This window comes from Arthrobacter celericrescens (assembly GCF_003614925.1).
Lineage (GTDB): Bacteria > Actinomycetota > Actinomycetes > Actinomycetales > Micrococcaceae > Arthrobacter > Arthrobacter celericrescens.
In genome coordinates this window covers 25,561-46,572 of record NZ_QYLP01000091.1, presented here as the reverse complement: position 1 = coordinate 46,572, position 21,012 = coordinate 25,561, and the positions used below count along the sequence as shown (strand labels likewise).

The 21,012-nt window shown below is 67.9% G+C and carries 18 protein-coding genes; 4 read left to right on the top strand and 14 right to left on the bottom strand.

Annotation, left to right across the window (positions count from 1 at the left end; all coding sequences use genetic code 11):
* Positions 1–70 precede the first annotated feature (70 nt).
* The 12 genes from pabB to D3654_RS16245 all read right to left on the bottom strand — a co-directional run bounded on the left by pabB (position 71) and on the right by D3654_RS16245 (position 11,598).
* On the bottom strand, positions 71–2,158 hold the full coding sequence (gene pabB / locus D3654_RS16300) for an aminodeoxychorismate synthase component I (protein WP_120522512.1): 2,088 nt from the start codon (positions 2,156–2,158) through the stop codon (positions 71–73).
* Positions 2,155–2,703 (bottom strand): low molecular weight protein-tyrosine-phosphatase, encoded by a 549-nt coding sequence (locus D3654_RS16295; protein ID WP_120522522.1) that lies wholly within the window; start codon positions 2,701–2,703, stop codon positions 2,155–2,157. The genes pabB and D3654_RS16295 overlap by 4 nt, the downstream gene beginning before the upstream one ends.
* A gap of 116 nt (positions 2,704–2,819) precedes the next feature.
* Positions 2,820–4,487, bottom strand: coding sequence for an ABC transporter permease (locus D3654_RS16290; protein WP_120522511.1), 1,668 nt, complete (start codon positions 4,485–4,487; stop codon positions 2,820–2,822).
* Positions 4,484–5,407, bottom strand: coding sequence for an ABC transporter ATP-binding protein (locus D3654_RS16285; protein WP_120522510.1), 924 nt, complete (start codon positions 5,405–5,407; stop codon positions 4,484–4,486). Before D3654_RS16285 ends, D3654_RS16290 begins: the two co-directional genes overlap by 4 nt.
* Before the next feature lie 76 nt (positions 5,408–5,483).
* On the bottom strand, positions 5,484–6,707 hold the full coding sequence (locus D3654_RS16280; RefSeq protein WP_245413285.1) for an MFS transporter: 1,224 nt from the start codon (positions 6,705–6,707) through the stop codon (positions 5,484–5,486).
* 45 nt (positions 6,708–6,752) lie between these two features.
* A complete protein-coding gene (locus D3654_RS16275; protein ID WP_120522508.1) occupies positions 6,753–7,376 on the bottom strand; it encodes a LysE family transporter in 624 nt (207 codons plus the stop codon).
* Positions 7,377–7,463: 87 nt separating this feature from the next.
* Positions 7,464–7,862, bottom strand: coding sequence for a type II toxin-antitoxin system VapC family toxin (locus tag D3654_RS16270; RefSeq protein ID WP_120522507.1), 399 nt, complete (start codon positions 7,860–7,862; stop codon positions 7,464–7,466).
* Positions 7,823–8,161, bottom strand: a complete 339-nt coding sequence (locus D3654_RS16265) for a type II toxin-antitoxin system Phd/YefM family antitoxin (RefSeq protein ID WP_245413284.1) — start codon at positions 8,159–8,161, stop codon at positions 7,823–7,825. Before D3654_RS16265 ends, D3654_RS16270 begins: the two co-directional genes overlap by 40 nt.
* Positions 8,162–8,437: 276 nt before the next feature.
* Positions 8,438–9,694, bottom strand: a complete 1,257-nt coding sequence (locus D3654_RS16260; RefSeq protein ID WP_245413283.1) for an RNA polymerase sigma factor — start codon at positions 9,692–9,694, stop codon at positions 8,438–8,440.
* A gap of 3 nt (positions 9,695–9,697) precedes the next feature.
* Positions 9,698–10,057 (bottom strand): YciI family protein, encoded by a 360-nt coding sequence (locus D3654_RS16255; protein WP_120522506.1) that lies wholly within the window; start codon positions 10,055–10,057, stop codon positions 9,698–9,700.
* A 126-nt stretch (positions 10,058–10,183) separates the two neighbouring features.
* The gene (locus D3654_RS16250) at positions 10,184–10,999 is read right to left on the bottom strand and encodes a methyltransferase domain-containing protein (protein WP_120522505.1); all 816 of its coding nucleotides are present in this window, start codon (positions 10,997–10,999) and stop codon (positions 10,184–10,186) included.
* Positions 11,000–11,040: 41 nt separating this feature from the next.
* Positions 11,041–11,598, bottom strand: coding sequence for a MarR family winged helix-turn-helix transcriptional regulator (locus D3654_RS16245; protein ID WP_120522504.1), 558 nt, complete (start codon positions 11,596–11,598; stop codon positions 11,041–11,043).
* Between the two features lie 223 nt (positions 11,599–11,821).
* Here D3654_RS16245 and D3654_RS16240 point away from each other — a divergent pair, with 223 nt between their 5' ends.
* Complete coding sequence (locus tag D3654_RS16240; RefSeq protein WP_245413282.1) at positions 11,822–13,978, top strand: MMPL family transporter; 2,157 nt, start codon at positions 11,822–11,824, stop codon at positions 13,976–13,978.
* Between the two features lie 16 nt (positions 13,979–13,994).
* On the opposite strand, the gene D3654_RS16235 is transcribed toward D3654_RS16240, so the two are convergent.
* Positions 13,995–14,645 carry a TetR/AcrR family transcriptional regulator gene (locus D3654_RS16235; RefSeq protein ID WP_120522502.1) on the bottom strand — a complete coding sequence of 217 codons (651 nt, stop codon included), beginning with the start codon at positions 14,643–14,645 and terminating at the stop codon, positions 13,995–13,997.
* An 86-nt stretch (positions 14,646–14,731) separates the two neighbouring features.
* Between D3654_RS16235 and D3654_RS16230 the strand changes: the two genes are divergently transcribed.
* The 3 genes from D3654_RS16230 (at position 14,732) to D3654_RS16220 (ending at position 19,254) form a co-directional block, all read left to right on the top strand.
* The gene (locus D3654_RS16230) at positions 14,732–16,402 is read left to right on the top strand and encodes an amidohydrolase (protein WP_120522501.1); all 1,671 of its coding nucleotides are present in this window, start codon (positions 14,732–14,734) and stop codon (positions 16,400–16,402) included.
* Between the two features lie 65 nt (positions 16,403–16,467).
* Positions 16,468–17,838 (top strand): APC family permease, encoded by a 1,371-nt coding sequence (locus D3654_RS16225; protein WP_245413281.1) that lies wholly within the window; start codon positions 16,468–16,470, stop codon positions 17,836–17,838.
* Between the two features lie 195 nt (positions 17,839–18,033).
* Positions 18,034–19,254 (top strand): hypothetical protein, encoded by a 1,221-nt coding sequence (locus D3654_RS16220; protein WP_162943765.1) that lies wholly within the window; start codon positions 18,034–18,036, stop codon positions 19,252–19,254.
* Positions 19,255–19,489: 235 nt separating this feature from the next.
* Here D3654_RS16220 and D3654_RS16215 read toward each other — a convergent pair whose 3' ends face one another.
* Positions 19,490–20,902 carry an MFS transporter gene (locus D3654_RS16215; protein ID WP_120522498.1) on the bottom strand — a complete coding sequence of 471 codons (1,413 nt, stop codon included), beginning with the start codon at positions 20,900–20,902 and terminating at the stop codon, positions 19,490–19,492.
* Positions 20,903–21,012: the final 110 nt, after the last annotated feature.

The window sequence follows — 21,012 nt, the reverse complement described above, 5'->3', positions numbered from 1 at the left end:
GTGGATCGCAGGGCAGGTGCAGCGGACGGGTATGGGGAGTTCTCCCCTCCGGGGCCGTGCGGCAGCTTCCCTAGTCCTCGGGGAAGTCCGTGCCCAGGGCCGAGAGCACGCCGAAGGCCTTGGTGCGGATCTCCTCGTACTCATCCGCCGGTTCCGAATCGGCGGTGATCGCCCCTCCGACGCCGAGCGAGAGCGTGCGTCCGCCGCCGCCGTCGTAGTCCATCACCAGGGTGCGGATCACCACGGCGAGGTCGCTTGCCGCGTTGAGCGAAAAGTATCCGATGGCCCCCGAATACACGCCGCGCGGGCCGTCCTCGAGCCTGTCCAGGATGTCCATGGTGCTGATCTTCGGGGCGCCGGTCATGGACCCTGCCGGGAAGGCCGCGGCCACCGCCTCGGCCCGGGGCGCGCCGGGTCGCAGCTGCGCGTCGATGGTGCTGACCATCTGGTGCACGGTGGCGTAGCTTTCGATCGCGCAGAGCCGGCTCACCGTCACCGAGCCCGGCATCGCGAAGTGGCTCAGGTCGTTGCGGAGCAGGTCCACGATCATGATGTTCTCGGCCCGGTCCTTGAGTGAGCGGGCCAGGTCGTTGCGGAGGTGCTCGTCGATCACGGGATCGTTCGCGCGGGCCCGGGTGCCCTTGATCGGCTCGGCCCGCATGGCGCCGTCGGAGGCGATCCGCAGGAAACGCTCGGGGGAGGTGCTGGCCACTGTCAGCCCGCCGAAGCGCAGGTAGCTTGCGAACGGCGCCGGGTTGCGGCGGCGCAGGGCGAGGTAGCTCGCCCACGGATCGAGCCCTGGGTCCGGGGCGCTGACCGTGGTGGTGAGGCAGACCTCGTAGGTGTTGCCTTCGGCGATCTCCTGCTGGGCTTCCTTGACCTTGCGGAGGTAGTCCGTGCGGCTGTCGCGGCTGGCGAACGACGGCGGCTCGGGCACCTTTTGACCGGAAGGCTCGACGGCGGGTCCCGCCTTGGAGGTGCCCGGCTCGGCAGCCTCCTGCGGCTCCGCTGCCGCCTGCACCGCCGCGCGGGCGCGCGTCAGCCAGTCTCCGGCGTCGGGGGCATCCAGGGCGAGCAGCCACGCGGTACCCTCCAGATGGTCGAGCACCACGGCCCGGCCTGCGAACAGGAGCGCGGAGTCCGGGGTGTCCGAGGGCACGTCATTGCCGCCGGTTTCGCGTTTGAGCTCATAGCCGAGGTATCCGAGCCAGCCGAGCGTGAATTCGCAGTCGTAGCCTTCGGGGGCGCGCACCGCGCGGCGGCCCCACACCGTGTCCAGCCAGCGGAAGAACGGGGAGGCGACCCGGGCGGTGGCGCATCCTGCGGTCACCCGGGTGGTGCCGGAGCGGTGCAGCACCGACTGACCGAAGGTGCCGCCGTCGTCGGCCAGGATGCTGAAGCGGCTCCGCGCCGCCGCCTCGGACGGCGCCTGCCCGCCGGCCGGGGCCTCCGAGGCGTTCGAGGAATCCAGCCAGACCGCGTTCTCCGAGCTCCCGTACAGGGCCTGGAACAGGGTTTCGGCGCGGGGAGCGGCGTCGATCCGTTCCGACAGCAGCCGCAGTCCCCGGCGCGCGGAAAGCTCCGGGGCGAGGACGGCGGAGAGCGCCGGAAGGTAGTTCAGGGCCTGCATCAGGTCATCCGGGGCGCCGCCGTCGGCGCGGTTGAGAACGTGGATGTCCGCGTGGGCGGGGACGTCGTCGGCGTCCAGCCATTCCTGTTCCTGCGCCGCCCAGGTGTCCCAGTAGGGTTCGTAGCTGCTGCCGTCGCGGTCCAGGGCGCGCCGGCGACGGTCCTCCTCGGGCGCCTCCACCCAGACCACCGCGTCCATCAGTGGCCGGGCTGCCTCGGCTGCCGCGCCGACGCCCTCGACCACGACGATCTCCGCCGGGAGCGTGGTGTGGGTGCCGCCGTCGTAGTGCTTGTCCCAGTCCCAGCTGACCCATTCGGCAGCCACGCCGCGGCGCAGCGGTGCCAGGACCGTGGTGACGTACCGTTCGACGCCGGCGGCGAGCCCGTTCCAGCCGGGATAGATGTCCTCAAGGTGGAAGAGCGACACCTTGTGGTGCTGTCGCAGCCGCGCGGCAAGTTCCACGGCCAGCGTGGTCTTTCCTGCTCCTGAGCGGCCATCGACGGCGATGATCACGGGTGCTGGAGTCATGAAGTAGAGCGTACCTGCTGGGTGTCGTCCTGTTTTCCGGCGATGGCGTTCCGGGCGAATCCGACGATGCCGGGAACGGCCGCGTTGATGAGGTCCCAGGTGGCGTCGAAGTCGCGGTGGCCGCCGTACCAGGGGTCGTCGATGCCAAGCTCCAGGGTGTTGCGTCCTGCCACGGCGGGGTCGAAGCTGCGAAGCATCCGGATCTTCGCCAGGTCGCCCTGCCCGGTGGCCGCCTGCTGCAGCCAGCCGTAGTGGTCGACGTCGAGTGCGAGGATGAGGTCACGGTCCCGGAACCATTCCTGCCGCCAGACACGGGCGACATGTGAAGTCGAGAGGATCCGGTGCGCCGACAGTTTGCGGGCGGCGCGGGGATCAATCGGGCGACCCACCTCATAAGAGGTGATTCCCGCGGAATCCACCGCCACGACGTCGGCCAGTCCCGCGGCGTCGAACGCTTCCGCCAGCATGAGTTCCGCCATCGGTGAGCGGCAGATATTGCCGGTGCAGACGGCGATGATGCGATACGGGCGGGACGCTGAATACATGTCGTCAAGCATTGCCGGTGCCGCGGGCGTTTGGCTAGTTGTGGCTCTCCGGGGCTCGTCACGTTTCAGGGCGGGTGCTTTGGGGTGGTATCGGCCTGGCCTGCGCCGCCGCCCGCTCACCGGCTGAGCAGGTCCCGGCGCCGGTAACCGGCCAGCCCGGCGAGCAGCAGGCCCACCGCCAGCAGCAGTGTCCAGGCCACCGGCAGCCAGTCCGGGCTGGACTCCATCACGTTGGGCACCACGTGGAACGGACTCGTGCCAAGCAGCCATTCCGGAGCCTTCAGCACCGGTCCGAACATCGTGAGCAGCAGCCAGTACACCAGCACCAGCCACGCCCCAGCCCGTGCGCGCGGTGCCAGGCCCACCAGGAAGAGCGCGACGGCGGCCGCGAGCCACAGCGACGGAACCTCCGCCAGGCCTTGGAACACCACCTTCGCCGTGTCCAGTTCGGACCCCGCCAGCCGTGCGGAGGTGGCCAGTGCTGCCGAGCCGGCGGCCATGCCGACGGCGGGGCCCACTGCGGCGAGCACGACGGTCGGAACAACGTAGGACAGGCGGGACAACGGCGCCGAGAGCATCCACTCGGCCCGGCCCTCGTCCTCCTCGGTGTGGAAGCGCAGGACAACCTGGATGCCGAAGACGCCGCCTATGAAGGCCAGCACCAGCAGCAGCACTTCCACGAAGGCGAACAGCAGCTGCTCCTCGGTGGCCAGCCGGAACGTGATCATCTGCTTGACGAAGGGGTTGTCGCTGAAAATCCCGGACATCGTGGTGGCCACCAGCCCGTACACGGAGCCAAGCGCCACGAACACGACGGCCCAGGTCAGGAAGGCTCCCCGGTTCAGCCGGGCAGTCAGCCCCCAGGTGCCGAGCCGTCCCCGGGCTGGTCCGCCACGCGGCGCGATCAGGCCCATCCCGAAGTCCCGCCGCGATTCCAGCCAGGCCGCCAGGAGGGCCAGCGCCAAGGAGGCCGCCAGCAGGAGGAGCAACGGCCGGAAGTCGTTCTCCGAGGCCGGCAGGATCTTTTCCGCCCAGCCCATCGGGTTGGTCCACAGCAGCCATTCCGAATCGTCCAGGGTGTCGCCGAGGCCGCGGAGCAGATAGCTGACGCCTAGGACGGTGGCGGCGAGGGTGTTCGCCGTGCGGCCGGTCGACCCCAGCTGCGCGGTGACGGCGGCGACTCCGGCGAACGCAAGCCCCATCCCGCCGAACGCACTCCCGAGCGCAAAGGCCGGCGCAGGCTCCGAACCGGCCATCATCAGTGCCAGCCCCACCAAAACCGTCACCGCGGCGGACGCCAGCCAGGCCAGCACGACGGCGGACGCCAGCCGGGCGTGCCGGCCCACCACCCCGGAATCCAGGAGTTCGGCCCTGCCGGACTCTTCGGCCGCCCGGGTGTGCCGGGTGACGGTGAAGACCGCCATCAGGGCGGCGAAGAACATCCCGAACATCTGGACGCGCCACGCGGTGAAACCCGCCGCCGTCCCGAGGTCGGTGGCCGGGCCGAAAAGCAGCGAGAAGGCCGGATTGGTGCCCAGGCTGAGCTGCAGCGCCTTGGCTTCCAGCGGCGAAGAGAACAAGGACCCATACACCGAATAACTCACGGTGGGAAAGATCCCGATCACCAGCAGCCACGGCAGCAGCTTCCACCGGTCCAGCCGCAGCGCGTGGCGCAGCAGGGCCAGGGTTCCGGTCAGGGGAGTCCCGGTGAGTGCAATCCCCGTGAGCGGTCTCCCGGCCGGTTGGGTCCCGGCGGGGCGGACCGCGGCGTGACGGCCGGTCATTGGGGAAGTCCCTGCCCGGCGCGCTCGCCGTAGTGCCGGAGGAAGAGGTCCTCAAGGCTCGGCGGGGTGACCGTCAGGGCGCTCACGCCCAGGCCGGTCAGGACGTTCATCGCCGCCGCCAGCCCGCCGGCGTCGACGTTGAACTGCACCCTGCTGCCGTCGATCCGCAGGCCCTCCACGCCGGGCACCGCGGTCAGCTGGGGTGTCGCGGAGAGCCGGGTGGCGCCGTCGCTGAGGGTTGCGGCCACGTTGGTTCGGGCGTGGGTGCGCATCTGTTCCAGGCTGCCGCTTTCCACCACTTTGCCCCGGCGGATGATGCTGATCCGGTCGGCCAGGGATTCCACCTCGGCAAGGATGTGGCTGGAGAGCAGCACGCTGCGGCCCTGGGCCTTTTCGCGGCGGATTTCCTGGCGGAATGTGGCTTCCATGAGCGGGTCGAGGCCCGAGGTGGGTTCGTCGAGGATGAGCAGCTCGGCGTTGGAGGACAGTGCGGCGACGATTGCCACCTTCTGCCGGTTCCCCTTGGAATAGGCGTGGCCGCGGACGGTGGGGTCCAGTTCGAAGGTGTCCAGCAGCTCGGCCCGGCGTCTTTCGTCCAGGCCGCCGCGCAGCCTGCCGAGCAGGTCGATCGCCTCGCCGCCGCTCAGCCCGGGCCACAGGCTGACGTCCCCGGGAACGTAGACGATGCGCCGGTGGAGGGTGACGACGTCGCGCCACGGATCGCCGTCGAGCACGCGGACGGTGCCCGCGTCGGCCCGGAGCAGCCCCAGGAGGATGCGGAGCGTTGTGGACTTCCCCGCGCCGTTGGGGCCCAGGAAACCGTGGACTTCGCCTTCGCTGACCTCGAGGTCCAGCCCGTCCAAGGCCATTGAGTGCCCGAAGCTTTTCGTCAGGCCCGTGATGCTGACTACCGCAGCCATGGACCCGAGACTACTCCTGGAACCCCGGCCCCGTAACGGGGCGTCGGCTGCCGGCGTAGCCACGGCTCAACCTGGCTCAGCCCTGGGCAGCGTCCTGCGCGGCGCCGGGCTTTTCGTCCGCGGAAGTGTGTGCGCCGAGGCGCGGGATGCTGGCTGCGGCGACGAGCATCGCGAGGGCGCCGAGCCCGAACGGCAGGGCACTGACGGCGGCGATGCCGCCCACCAGGAGCGGCCCGCCGGCGTCGCCGAGTTCCCTGCCCAGCTCTGCCGATCCCATGGTGCGGCCCATGCGTTCCGGCGGGGTGGTGTCCGCCAGGTGGGCGAAGCCCAGCGGGGTCGCCATCCCGACGCCGGTGCCGATGGCCGCCGCCGAGATGAACAGTGTCACCGGGCCGGGCGCGACGGCGACGACCGCCACCCCGGCAGCGGTGAGGAGGAGGCCGATTGCCATGCCTTTGGCATCGCTGATCCGTCCCTCGTCCCGCATGCGGCCGACGCGCGGCTGCGTGAGGAGCGAGGCGATGGCCAGCACGCTGACTGTTGCCGTGCCCGCCACCGGGCCGAGGCCGTGCCGGGTGGCCAGCGCGGGAAGGAAGCCGATCGCCGCGCCCATGGCCGCCATCGACGCCGCGAGGACGAGCGTGGGGACCAGGAAGCGGCGTTCGGTGACCTGGCGGAAGAGGTCGACGACGGTGTAGCGCTGGCGGGGGAGCGGCGGGAGGTGCGGGACCCGGAACAGTACCCAGAGGGCTGCGGCGATGGCCAGCCCGGAGAGGACCGCGAAGAGCAGGGCGAAACCGCCGAGGAAGATCAGTCCGGCGCCCAGCAGCGGACCAATGACGTAGCCCAGGCTCTTCCAGGAACCGTACTTCCCGAAGTAGCTGCCGGCGTTCTTGCCGGCGGCAAGCCGGGCGACCATCGCCGAGGCGGCGGGGGAGAACGCCGACGCCGCCGCTCCCTGGCCCAGCCGCGCGATGCCGAGCATGACCGGATCGCCGCCCCCGAGCCCCGGGAGCGAGAGCACCGCGAAGGCCAGTAGGCCGGCGACGATCACGGGCTTGGTGCCGATCCTGTCACTCAGCACGCCGAAGACTGGCTTGAGGAAGACCTCGGAGATGTCGTACGCGGCGAGGAGAACGCCCAGGCCCAGTAGGGTGAGGCCGATGTTTTCGCTCTGGGCACCCATCCCGGCGGCGATGCTGTGGGCGCCGAACGCCGTGACGAAACCGGCAGCGTACAGGGGAGCGGACGTTCCCCGCGTGGTGGGCGGGGCGGGGTTCACTCGGGGCGGCGGGGTCACGCTGGGCTCCTTGCCGGTGTTCGGGTGCTGGGTGGTTTTTGGGTGTTAGTGGATGACGGCCAACAGGATGCCCACCGCGACGAAGAGGCAGCCGAAGATCCGGTTGAGGATCTTCTGGCCGTGCTCATTGTGCGTGAAACGCTGGAAGGTGCGGGCGGCGAGGGCGAAGAAGAGCCACATCACCAGGATGTCGATCGTCACCACCGTGGCCGTGAGGACGAGGTATTGCTGCAGCAGGGGCTCGTCCGGGCGGATGAACTGCGGCATGAAGGCCAGGAAGAAAACGATGGCCTTGGGGTTGAGCAGGTTCACCCAGACGCCGCGCTGGAACATCGAGAGCGCGGGCTCGTTCCGGCGGTTTTCGACCTTCTCCTTGTCCAGGTCCGGTTTATGCAGGAACTGCCGGATACCCAGGTACACCAGGTAGGCGGCACCGGCGTAGCGGATGACATTGAAGACCACCGGGGAACTGGAGACCAGCACGCCGACCCCGAGCGCGACGATCACGATGTGGATGATGAGCGCCAGTTGCTGGCCGAGGACGCCCCAAATGGAACGGCGGAAGCCGGAGTTGAGCGAGTTGCTCATGGTGGAAATGGCACCGGCGCCGGGAGTGAAACTGATCAGGGTGCCGGCGCCGACAAGGGCCAGCCAAAGGGAAAACTGCACTGATCCAGCTTAGGCCCGCGGTGGCGGTGCGCCGGACGGCGGGAGGGAGGTGCTGTCTGGGCGCTGGTAAACGTGCGGGGCGCCGGGCTACCAGAGGGTTTCCACCAGTCCGAAGTCGTGGAGGGCCTGGTCTGCCGTGATGATGACCAAGGATTCGACGATTGCCTGGGCCGCGATCAAGCGATCGAAGGGATCCCGGTGTTCCCACTCCAGCTGCCCGGCCGTGAGGGCGTGGTTGCTGCGGACGGACAGTTCTTCATCGCAGAGCTCCGCGATGTGCCGCGGATACCCGAGGAGCAGGCCGTCCAGTCCCGGAAGCCTGCCGAGCCTGTGCTTGTAGGCGAGCTCGTAAGCGGTGGCCGCCGACGCCACAAGACGGTGGTCGAGGGACTGGATGATCCGGCGTGCCTTGGCGGAGAGCTTCCGGGGTTCGGTGAGAGCCCAGATCAGGGCGTGGGTGTCGAGGAGATAATCGGTGCTTCCCAACGTTCCTGCTCCTCCTCACCCATCGGCTCGAGGAAATCATCCGGCAGTTGCCCCTTGACGAAGCCCAGGCGCCGCTTGGTGGGTGGAACGATGCGCACCAGCCGCGCCACGGGCTTGCCGGCTTTGGCGATGACCACTTCCTCGCCGCGTTCCACGAGGTTCAGCAGTTCGGAAAAACGCGTCTTGGCGTCCTGGACGTTGTACTGTCCCATGTTGACCAAGTCTAGTTGGTCAACCTCGGCGCAGTAAGGCTCCGGAGAGAAATACGGTGGCGGTTCATCGCCGTAGTAGTAGCTCATGAATCGAGGCTAATTCGGCACTGTTGCGCGGGGAACCGGGCCGCCCGGCTATGTGGAAAACCGCCGTCGGAAGTCCCGAAACCCTGCACCGCGCGACCCCTTGAGAAACCTAGGCTGAAACTACCCCCGTCAAACGTTGGCGACACCGTGAAATTTCTCGGGGTTCTCAACTTCTCAGGGGGTGGAAAGCGCAGGCCCTGCCACCTCTTGCTCGCGCTGTGTGGACAGTTGTGGTCGGTTTGGCCCGGCGAATTCCGGCCGGAATTGGCAAAGCGTTCAGTTCGCCGTTGTGCCGTTCGACGCGCAACCGGCGGCCTTCCACAACAGATAGTTGCGTTCCTGGAGGCTCCCGGTTTTCTTCGCGGCGGCGACGAAGCAGGCCTTCGCCGCGGCGGGGTCGCCAGCCATTTCGTGCAGGTGCCCGCGGACGGCCTCCAGCCTGTGCGTCTGGGCAAGTTCGCCGTCCAAGCCGGCCAGCAGCGCCAGTCCCGCCTCCGGCCCGTGCACCATGGCGACGGCGACCGCCCGGTTGAGCGTCACCACAGGACCGGGTGCCACGGACTCAAGCACCGTGTAAAGGGCGAGGATCTGCGGCCAATCGGTGGCTTCCGCAACAGTTGCCTCGGCATGAACCGCAGCGATGGCGGCCTGCAGCCGGTACGGTCCCGGACCGCCCGTGGCGAGGACCGACTCAAGCAGCGCCAGTCCTTCCTCGATCTGCTCCCGGTCCCACAGCCCGCGGTCCTGGTCGGCCAGTGGCACAGGCATGCCGTCCGGCAGGGTCCGGGCCCGGCGTCGGGAATCCGTCAGCAGCATCAGCGCAAGGAGCCCGCCGGTTTCCGGTTCCTCCGGCAGCGCTGAACGCAGCAGCCGTGCCAGGCGGATCGCCTCCGCCGTGAGTTCTTCGCGCTGCATGGACGGCCCGGAGCTCGCCGCATAGCCTTCGTTGAAGATCAGGTACAGGACATGGAGCACGACGGCGAGCCTCGCCTTGCGCTCGCCGGGATCCGGCAGCTCGAACCGGGCACCCGCCTTCTTGATGCTCTGCTTGGCCCGGCTGATCCGCTGCCCCATGGTGGCCTCCGGAACGAGGAATGCGCTGGCAATCTCTGCCGTCGTGAGCCCGCCGACCGCCCTCAGCGTCAAGGCCAGCTGGGACGGTGCGGAGAGTGCGGGGTGGCAGCAGAGGAACAGCAGGGCCAGAGTGTCGTCGGCGTCGCGCGGCGGGTTGTCGCCTCGCTCTCCCGGCAGGGCGGCTTCCAAGGCAGCGGCACGCTCTTCGCGGGAGCGGCGGGCGGCTTCGCTGCGCCATTGGTCCACCAGCCGCCGGCCGGCGACTGTCAGCAGCCACGCCCGGGGATTGTCCGGGACGGTCCCTGACCGCCATGCCAGGCTGGCCTCCAGCAGGGCCTCCTGCACAGCGTCCTCGCACTCGGCGAACTGCCCGTGCCGGCGCACCAGCATGCCGAGGACCTGCGGCGCCAGCGTGCGCAGCAGGTCCTCAAGCGCGGGATCCCGGGGGACAGCGGCCAAAAGCTAGACCTCCGGAGGGCCGTCCGGAATGGCGCGCAACTCCACCACCTGCGAATACTTCACGATCCCGGAGCAGATCTCGATGGCGCGCTCCTCGCTGGCCACGTCCACCACCCAGTAACCGACCAGGGACTCCTTGGCTTCGGCGAAGGGGCCGTCCGTGGTGATCACGCCGTCTGGCGTCTGCTTGACCAGCTTTGCCGTGGAACCGTCAGCCAGGCCGGCGTTGAACACGAGTTCGCCGGAATCGCTCAGGTCCTTGTCGATCTGGACCATGTAGCCGATCATCTCTTTGACCCATTCCGGATCCGCGGTGGCCATCATTCCTTCGGCGGAACCGAACATCATGATCATGTACTTCATCTCGAACTCCTTGGGAAGGAGCCCCCGGTTTGGGTGCTCTCACTATTGGGTCGGAACTGCCTGCCGGATTTCTACATACCCGCGGGACAATTTCCGAAAACTTCCGAGAGCAGCCCGACGGCGGAGCTACGCCCGCGCGATTACCTCGCCGTTCGGGATCAGGAACCAGCCGTCGTCGGTGGAACCCCAGCGGTGCCAGCCCGCCGCGATCCGGGCCAGTTCCGCCTCCTGTGCGAAGCCGTACTCAAGGGCCTGCTCCGCGAAGGCCGAGTGCAGCACGCGCTCGCTCCACACCCGCGCCTGCCAGCGGCGCTGCTGCGCCGTGGCGTAAAGCCAGTTGCTGCTGCTGGGCGCCACTTCGGTGAATCCCGCCTGCTGGGCCCACGAGACCAGGCGGCGGCCGGCGTCGGGCTCCGCCCCGTTGCGGCGCGCGATCTTCTGGTACAGCTCCATCCAGTCGTCCAGTTCGGGGACCTCGGGGTACCAGCTCATACCGTGGAAATCGGCGTCGCGCACCGCCACGATGGCGCCCGGCTTGGCCACCCGGCGCATCTCGCGCAAGGCGGCCACGGGATCGGTCAGGTGCTGCAGCACCTGGTGGGCATGCACGAAGTCGAAGGTCTCGTCCCCGAACTCGAGGTCGTAGATGTTGCCGGTGCGGAACTCGACGTTCTCCACACCGCGGTCGGCCGCCAGGGACGCCGCGTGCGCCACCACGTCGGCCGAACGGTCCAGCCCGACCACCTGCGCCGGGGCCACCAGGTCCGCGAAATCGCAGGTGATGCTGCCCGGCCCGCAGCCGACGTCGAGCACCGACACTCCGGCGGTGAGATGGGGTATGACGAAGGCCGCTGAATTCTCCGCCGTGCGCGAGGCATGGGCCCGTACAACGGACTCGTGGTGGCCGTGTGTGTAGACGTCGTCCGGCTTCTGCTCACTCATAGGGAAACGCTACTCCCAGCAGCCCGGATTTCGCGGCAGTGTCAGCCGGCCTGGCCGGGTGGCGTGCGCGGGCCAGCAGGGTCCTGGCCGGCCGCGGCTGTGGCAGCAAGCATGTCGGACATGAAGCGGTGCACCAGCTCGAGCTCCCCTGCGCTGTAGGGAGCCATCGCCTTGCCCATCGCCGCGGCCAGCGGCATGAACATGGCGCTGCCGTCCTTGTAGGCCTTCGGCGTCATCCGAAGCTGGACCTGACGACGGTCCGTGCCCAGCCTTTCGCGGACCACGTGACCGGAGGCGCACAGGCGGTCCACCAGTGCGGTGGTGGCCGGCGAGCTGAGATGCAGTTCGCTGCGCAGGATTCCGGGAGTGACCACGCGGTCCGCGGCCGAATGCCGCATGATCACCGCTAGGGCGTTGAGGTCCGTCCGGTGCATGCCCTGCTTTCCGCCGGCGGTATTCGCGTAGCGGTTGGCCTCCAGCGTGAACTCCTGGAGGAGCTTGACCAGCTCCTGCGCGGGTGAGGACTGCCCGGCGGAAGTTTGCGCGGCAGGAGCAGCCGACGGCGGAGGGCCGGCTGTGCCGTCATGGTTTCGCGGCATGCGCCCCTCCTTTGTTCTCCTCGCTCTGCTGCCTTCCGGATACTACCCGCGCGGGGAAAGGAACCGAAGCCGCCGAATCGGCACCGGCTGCGCACCGGCACCGAATCAATTGTTTCCATGATGGAGATAGTCTATCTTGGAACTACATTGCGTAGGGCGGGATGGCGCACAGGCGCGGAGACGCGGGGCGGAAAGAGGGGATCCGATGAAGGCAGGGAGGACCATGCGTTGGCTGCGGTGGCTGGTTCCCGCAGTACTGGTGATGACGTGGCTCGGGATCGCGGGCGTGGGCGGTCCGACGTTCGGGCGCTTGGACGAGGTCTCCTCCATTGACCAGGCGTCCTTCCTGCCCCGCTCAGCGGAGGCCACCGAAGCCGGCGATTGGCAGGCCAAGTTCCGCGAGTCCGACGAAGTGCCGGCCGTGGTCGTCGTCGAAAGCGGCGAGCCTTTCACCCCAGCCCAATTGGGCGAAGCCGCCCGGCTGAAAACCGACATCGAGGCACTCAGGCTGGGCAGCGCCGTCGTCGGGCCCATCCCGTCGGAGGACGGCAAGGCCGTCCAGTTCATCGTCCCGATCGCGTCCCCCGACGGGCTGCGGGACACGGTGAAGGACCTGCGCGACGTGGTCCAGCCCGGCGCCCCGGACGGCATGCGCGCGTTCGTCACCGGTCCCGCGGGGCTGACGGCCGACCTGGTCAACGCCTTCGGCGGCATCGACGGCATCCTGCTGCTTGTGGCCCTCGGCGCCGTGTTCGTGATCCTGCTGCTGGTGTACCGCTCGCTGGTGCTGCCCGTCGCGGTGCTCCTGACCTCCGTGTTCGCCCTCTGCGCCGCCATCCTGCTGGTCTTCGGCATGGCCAAGCTCGGCTGGATCCAGCTGAACGGCCAGAGCCAGGGCATCCTGTCCATCCTGGTGATCGGCGCCGCCACGGACTACGCACTGCTCTACGTGGCGCGATTCCGCGAGGCCCTGACCCACACCAGCAACCGCACGCGGGCCGTACTCACCGCGTGGAAGGCGTCCTTCGAGCCGATCCTCGCCTCCGGCGCCACGGTAATCATCGCGCTGCTCTGCCTGCTCTTCTCTGACCTGAACTCCAACAAGGCCCTGGGCCCCGTGGCTGCGGCGGGCATCGTCTGCTCCCTGTTCGCGGCGCTCACGCTCCTGCCGGCGTTCATGGCAATGCTGGGCCGGGCCGCGTTCTGGCCCTTCCGTCCCAAGCGGCTGCCCGACGACGAACGCGAACCGGAGCTGGTCACCGGCCTTGAGGGGCAAAAGGGTCTGTGGCGCCGGGTGGGTTCCCTGGTGTCGCGGCGGCCGCGCCTCGTGTGGGTGGTCTCGGTGGTGCTGCTGCTGGCCGCGTCCGCAGGGGTCCTCCAGCTCAAGGCCAATGGCGTCCCGCAGACCGACGTCATCCTCTCCGCCTCCGACGCCGTGGACGGCCAGGACGCGCTGGCGAGGCATTTCGACGCCGGCAGCGGCAGCCCCGTCGTCGTGGTCGCCTCCCAGGGTGCCGCGCGGCAGGTGCTGGACAAGGTTAAGGCCGCCGACGGCGTGGGTGACGCCTACCTGCTGGCCGAGGGCAGCGTCCCCATCACCGGAGCACCGGGTGCCCCCGCCGAGCCGGCCGTCCGCGACGGCAAGGTGCTGATCAACGCGACGCTGAATTCCGCGGCCGATTCGATCCAGGCTGAGGAGACGGTCAAGGAGCTGCGCGCTTCCGTCAAGGAGGCCGACGCCGGCGCCCTGGTGGGCGGGGTCACGGCCATCGCGCTGGACACCAACACCACGGCGCAGCGCGACCTGGCGGTCATCATCCCGATCGTGCTGGTGGTAATTCTCGCCATCCTCATGCTGCTGCTGCGCTCCGTGGTGGCGCCGGTGCTGCTGGTACTGTCCGTGGTGCTGTCCTACGGCGCGGCGATGGGCGTCTCGGCCTGGGTGTTCAACGGGATCTTCGCTTTCCCGGGCGCGGATGCCACGGTGCCGCTGTTCGGCTTCGTGTTCCTTGTGGCGCTGGGTGTGGACTACAACATCTTCCTCATGAGCCGGGTCCGCGAGGAATCGCTGAAGCACGGCACGCGGCCCGGAATCCTGCGGGGGCTCGGCGTGACCGGTGGCGTCATCACATCGGCGGGCGTGGTGCTGGCCGCGACCTTTGCCGCACTCGGAGTCATCCCGATCATGTTCCTGGTGCAGCTGGCGTTCATCGTAGCCTTCGGGGTGCTGCTGGACACCGTGCTGGTGCGCTCGCTCCTGGTTCCCGCACTCGCCTACGAGCTCGGCGCGCGCATTTGGTGGCCCGGGAAGCTCTCGACGAAGCGCGCCAGGCATGCGGTCCGTGACGACGAGTTGGTCGAAGGGCAGCCGGTCCGCTGACGTTATTTGAACGACGTTACTTGAGGCCGGCCAGGCCCGCCACGAGCGCGGCGAGGCCCAGCTCGAAGGCCTGGTCGGCGCGGGACAGGCGCGGCTCCGCGCTTTCCCCTGCCCGCAGCACGTGGGTGTAGACGGGGACGTCGCCGGCGAAATCCCCGGGTTCCATCATGTCCGGCGGTGCCACGGCATCCAGGGCCGAGCCGAGGATGAAGTTCTCCAGGGCCACGATGGCGCTGACGATCTTTGCTTCGGGCCAGCCCGCGGCCCGGAAACCCTTGGACACTTCCTCGTACATCAGCAGGGTGGGGTGCGCGCCGGTGACGGGGACCGTGGCCAGGAGCGAGATCGCGTAGGGGTGCGCGGCGAAAGCGGCCCGATAGGAACGCGCCCAGATGACGGTGGCCTCGTCCCAAGGGAGGGTCTTGAACACCCCGTAGTCGATGCCCGCCGTGACGAACTGGCGCATGCCGGCCAGGATGTCGTTCTTGCCGCCCACGTGGTGGTAGAGCGCCGGGGTCTTGACGCCGAGTTCCTTGGCCAGCGCCGCCATGGTGAAGTCCTCCGGTCCGGTCCGGTTGAGGACGGTGATGGCCGTGGCGAGGATGAGGTCCCGGTTCAGGACGTTCTTGGCAGGCCTGCCCGCACGACGTTCCAGCGTGTCAGCCATTTTTCCCTTCGCCCTTGCTTGTTGCCTCAATCACACTCTATCCTCAATTCAGGAAATTTAATCCCGTTAAATTTATTGGAGCGGCAATGAGCTTGACCATCTTCCACGGCGGCACCGTCGCAGCCCCCTCACCGGAGGGAGGCAGTGACGTCGGAAATCCCGACGGCGGAACTCGCGCCGGCCGCGCCACCGCGCTCGCCGTGCGCAGCGGCGTCATCGCCGCTGTCGGTGCGGACGCCCTGGCGCTGCTCGGCGAGGCCGACGAAACGGTGGACCTGGCAGGCGGCTACCTGTCGCCGTCGTTCGCTGACGGCCACGCGCACCCGCTCTACGGCGGGCTGGAAGGCCTCGGCCCGCAGATCCGAAGCTGCGGTTCCGTCGAGGAAATCGCCGCATCCGTGCGGGAATGGGCGGATGCCCACCCGGAGGCCGAATGGATCATTGGGGCCAGCTACGACGCCACCCTCGCCCCCGGCGGGATGTTCGACGCCGCGTGGCTGGATGCCGCCGTCCCCGACCGCCCGGTGCTGCTGCGCGCCTGGGACTACCACACCGTGTGGGTCAACAGTGCGGCCCTCAAGGCAGCCGGCATCGACCGCGACACCCCCGAACCGGCGCTCGGCCGGATCGCCCGCCGCCCGGACGGCAGCCCGCTCGGCACGCTCCTGGAAACGGGCGCGATCGACCTCGTGGCGCGCGTTGCCCCCGCCTTCTCACTGCAGCAGCGGGTGGACGCCCTGGCCTCGGCCACCGAACGCTACGCCGCCGCCGGCGTCACTTGGGTGCAGGACGCCTGGGTGGAGCTCGCCGACCTGCCCGCCTACGAGGCCGCGGCCGCCGGAGGGCGCCTGGCCACCCGGCTCAACCTCGCCTTCCGTGCCGACCCCGCCGGCTGGCAGCACCAGCCCGAGGCCTTCGACGCCGCCCGCGGCCGCGTCCGGGTGCTGGACAACCCGCTGCTGAGCGCCAACACCGTTAAGTTCTTCATCGACGGCATCATCGAAAGCCACACGGCCTGCATGCTGGCCCCCTACGCCGACGCCCCGGGGGAGAGCGGCCTGCCTAACTGGGAACGCGAGGACCTGCACAACGCCCTGGCCGCCTTCGACGCGCTCGGCTTCCAACTGCACCTGCACGCGATCGGCGACGGCGCCGTGCGCATGGCCCTCGACGGGCTCGAAGAAGTCCAGCGCCGCAACGGCCCGCGGGACCGCCGCCCGGTGATCGCCCACCTCCAGGTGATCGACCCGGCCGACATTCCGCGCTTCGCCGGGCTCGGCGTCGTGGCGAACTTCGAGCCCCTGTGGGCCTGCTCCGACGACGTCATGCGGCTGCTCACCATCCCGCGGCTCGGCGAACCCCGCGCCGCGCTGCAGTACCCCATCCACTCGCTCGCCGCCGCCGGCGTCACCATCTCCTTCGGCAGCGACTGGCCCGTCACCGGACACCACCCCGTGCCGGGACTCGCGACGGCGGTCACCCGCCAGACAACCGACCACCTCCCCGAGGGCGGCTGGCTGCCCAACGAAAGGGTCGACGTCGAGACCGCACTTGAGGCGTACACCGCCGGTGTGGCCCACCAGGCCTTCGCCGAGCAGGCGTGGGGGCGCCTGCAGCCCGGCATGAGCGCCGATCTGGTGCTGCTGGCCGCTGACCCGGCCGCCCTGCCCGCCGAGCGGATTGCCGGCGTCGAGGTCCTGGGCACCTGGCTTGCCGGGCGCCCGACTTTCCAGAAGCAGCCAGAGTCAGTGCGCTAGCCGCACATCCTTCCCCCTCCCCAACAGGGGCGCCAGCCCTCCCCACCCGAAAGACAATGATGTCCGTGAACACTGAAAGCCACGCCGCCCCGGTCGCCCCCTCCACCGGCGCACCGGCCCCCAATCAGCCCCATCTGCGCCGGGTCCTGGGCCTGGCCGCTCTGGTCATGTTCGGCCTGAGCTACATGGCCCCGCCCACTGTGTTCACCACCTTCGGCACGGTCACCCAGATCACCGACGGGCACCTGGCCGCCGCCTACGTGGTGGCCCTGGCGACCATGCTCTTCACCGCCCTGAGCTACGCCAAGCTGTCGCGCGCCATCCCGGCGGCGGGCAGCGCCTATTCCTACACGCAGCAGACGTTCGGTGGGCACCTGGGCTTCGTGACCGGCTGGACCCTGATGCTGGACTACCTGTTCCTGCCGATGATCAACTTCCTGCTGATCGGCCTGTACATGAACGCGGCGTTCCCCGCGATCCCGGCCTGGGCTTTCGCGCTGGTGAGCATTCTGCTGGTGCTGGCGTTCATTGCCCTGGGCGTGAAGTTCGTGGGCAAGTTCAGCGGCGTGATCGTGGCCGTGTCAGTGGTGATCATCATCGTGTTCGTGGCGCTCTCCATCTCGTACCTGTCCGGCAACCCGGCCCCTTCCGTCACGGCGCCGTTCGCTTTCGGTTCGGGCGGCGCGAGCCCGATCTTCGCCGGCGCGGCGGTGCTGGCCCTGTCCTTCCTGGGCTTCGACGCCGTTTCCACGCTGTCTGAGGATGCCCGGAATGCGCAGCGGGACATTCCGCGGGCCATCGTCATCACCACCCTGCTGGGCGGCCTGATCTTCATCGTGGTCGCCTGGGTGGGTGGCCTGGTGATCCCGGACTGGCACGAATTCACCGCCCTCGACACCGCCGGCATCGAGCTGGTGGAAAAGGTGGGCGGGCCGCTGTTGAGTGCCTTCTTCATCGCGATGTTCGTTGCCGGCTGCATCGGCTCGGCCATGACCAGCCAGGTCAGCGTCAGCCGAATCATCTATGCCATGGGCCGCGACGGCCTGCTGCCCCGTCCGTTCGGCAAGCTCCACCCGCGCTTCGGCACCCCGGTGCTGGCCGCCGTCACGGTCTCGGCCGTGTCATTGCTGGCGCTCGTGCTTAGCCTGGAAATGGCCGCCACCATGATCAGCTTCGGCGCCCTGTTCGCCTTCTCGATGGTGAACCTCTCGGTTATCAAGCACTTCTTCTGGGATGGCAAGCTTCGTGGCGCCGCCAGCGTGGTGAAGTACCTTATGCTGCCTTTTATCGGGTTTGCGCTGACCATCTGGCTGTGGACCTCGCTGGCCCCGAACTCGTTCATTGTGGGCCTGTGCTGGATGGCGGCCGGCATTGTCTTCCTGGCCTTCCGCACCAAGGGCTTCCGGCAGGCACCGCCGAAGCTGACGTTCGGGTAGCGGTTATCTCACCCAACTGACTCGCAGTTGTTGTCGTTATGAAGGCTCATAACGACAACAATTGCGAGTCAGTTTCGGGTTTTTGGACGGATTGCGTCGATCCCGCAGGATGGTGCAATGCACAACGTTCGCGAGCTGCTCCGGCCCAGCAAAGAGGAGTGGGCAGGCCTGCCCCGGCGCCGGTCCGGTGGGCGTGTGACCCTGATGGCCTGGTTGCTGGGGCTGCTCACCGTCGGCGGGGCTTTCGTGGCTGATCGAGGGTGGGAGGAGGTTTCGCTGTCATGGGAAGAGTCCCTGCTACCGATCAACGTGTTCGCCGGGGTAATTACTAACACGGCGCTCTTGCTGGGCATCGTCGGTTGGGCAATGGGTCGCTATCTGGCCCTTGCGCTGTCTGGACTATTGGCGGCATGTGCGATCGCTCAAATGATTGTCGGAGCGCAATCTGCGCCTGTCTGGACTGTCGGTACTGGGATCGCAGCTGTCATGGCAGCAACAGACTTCGTGTCTTCGTCGCGTCAGCTGAGGGCCATCCGAACGCTTGCGGCGCGGCTGAGGAACGGGGAGACGGTTGAGCTCGGAAGCGATGTGCTAACCGCCGAACGCAATGCGTTGCGTGGTGGATGGTGGATCACGCTTGCGTTCCTCTGCATCTCCCTAGCATTGTGCACTTGGTTCGTTTTCGACTGGGTGGATGCCCAAAACAAGGCGGTGCCGTCTGACGGATCAACTTTCAGGCCGTTCGAGGCAGTCTTCGCTCCTCCGGCAATGATGCTGCTGATCTGGTCATGCAGCAGGAACATCCGAAAGGGCCTCGCCTATAGGTGGGCTGGGCGGTTCGTGTGGATTGTGCCTGGGGCCGGCGGGCCTGTCTGGACGAACGGGCTGGAACCGTCTTATGGGGGCAGAGTCGAGCCCGAAGACAACCGGGCCAACGGTTGCATCTGCCGTGAGGGAGAAGCCCGGCGCGATCCGGAATACGAAGACTTTCCCGACGACGATGTGGCCGCGGATGACTATTGTGCACTCCACGGTTTTGATGCAGTCAACTCCATGGATCATGCTTCCTTCCGGGCCAGCGCCAACTCAGCTTGGCTGTGGGACGAAAACTCAAGGACGCCAAACACGAGCGATGAGTTGACCGTAGCTTCAAAGGCTTTGCTGGGATGCGCGGGTTACTTGTTCTGTGGGCTTCTGGTGGTGCGAAGCTCTTCCGGCATTGAAATGCCCGCTTCCGGCGCAACGGAAGCTTACGAAATAAACAAGGGCGACGCGGACATTCCTAATCGGGCCAAGGCTATCCCTCCTTCAGAACAAGGCATCCTGGACACCATCGATCTCGCCCCGGCCGGCCTGAGCGGAACCGCGGTCCGCTACCGCCACGGCCGGGCCTGGCTCCGCACCGACGAGCCGTAGCAACACATTCTGCTGGATCACGCGCCCTACGGGCTCCGGACATCCGCATGATCACGTGGTTTGGGGCCCTCCGAGGAAGGCGATCCGGCAGAATGTCACGCAGGTAACGGGCGAAAGGCCGGCACCAGATCTGAACTGGTGCCGGCCTTTCTGTTTTCCCTCAGCAAGAGACATCTGACGGTGCCAAGACGTCAAGTCCCGTCACTTGCCGCTCCGAGGTGGGTCAGTCCCGGTGTCAGTGGGAAAAGTCTGCTGAGATCTCGGCGAGGGTGCGCCCCTTCGTCTCAGGCGCGAGCCACTGCGAGAGAACTGCGCCGAGTAATGCGACGGCGGCGGCTACGACCATGCTCGGACCCATGCCGATGTTGCTGATAGCCCAGGGCAGTGCGAAGGTGCCGAGTGCGGCGCCGATGCGGCTGAAGGCCGCGGCAAAGCCCATGCCGACGCCGCGCAGATGGCCGGGGAACACCTCGGCCGGATAGACCTGGGTCATGGTGGTGTAGCCGGCATTGAAGAAGGAGAAGGCGAGGAACAGGACCAGCACCAGGATGGCCGGCGCGTTCGCCCAGACCCCGATGATCAGCAGGATGCCTGCGCAGAGCCACTGCCCGGGCACGGTGAGGATCCGGCGGCCGAGCCTGTCGATCAGCAGCACCGTGGTGACAACGCCCGCGGCCGCGAGTGCTGACAGGCCGACTCCGCCGGCCCAGCCACCGCCGAAGCCGAACTGTTTGAGCACCTCGTCGGCGAAGGTCGCGATCGCGAAGTACGGCGTGACCGCGCAGAACCAGAAGCCTGAGGTGAAGAGGGTGGTGCGCCAGTACTGGCTGGAGAACAGCATTCCGAAGGAGGCACCCTTGATCTTGGTCTTGTTCTCGGCGGCCTGGGCTTCCTGGAGCATCCTCAGGTCGATCTCTTCGGTGATGCTGTCGTGCATCTGGGGCGATTCGATGTACCTGCGTGCGATAGACAGTGCTTCCTCGCGCCGTCCCTTCGTAATGAGCCAGCTTGGCGATTCAGGGAGGCCGAAGCGGGCGAAAAACAGGATGAGCGCGAGAATGGTGCTCGTCCCGATCACGAGGCGCCAAGGGGTGCCCGCGTCATGCAGGAGCGTGCCAACGATGAACGCCACCATGAAACCGACATACCAGGCAATCAGGGTCAGTCCGAGCAACCGCCCGCGGAGCTTCGGAGGGGAGAACTCTGACAGCAGTGGCCCGCCGATCGAGTATTCGCCGCCGATCGCGACGCCCATGAAGAAGCGGATGATGACCAGCTGGACCACGGCCCCGTCTCCGGAGGTGACGAAGAGCTGGGCCGCTGAGGCGAGCACGAATAGGCCCATGTCCACGAGGAACATGGGCTTGCGTCCGAACTTGTCAGTAGCCCAGCCGGCCAGCGGGGAGCCGACGAAAATGCCAGCCAGCGGGCCTGCGGCGATCATGCCCAGAGATAGCGCGTCGAGCTGGAGATCGGACCGCATGAGTCCGGTGACGGGGCCGATGATTCCGAGGATGTAACCGTCGAGGAACATCCCGCCGATGAATACAGCGACAAGCCGCACCATGAAGCGGCGTTTGAACTCGGAGCTGGTCTCGCTTGATATGGAGGGGTCGACGGGGGCCGTCGTCCTGGTCGGATAACTCATTGAGATTTGTTCCCTTCTGACTTCAGCGCAAACGGCTGACGGCACCCGAGCGCCGTTTCCTAGACGCACGGACAGCCGCAGCCCTTAGCAATCGGCGGACGAGGCCGGCT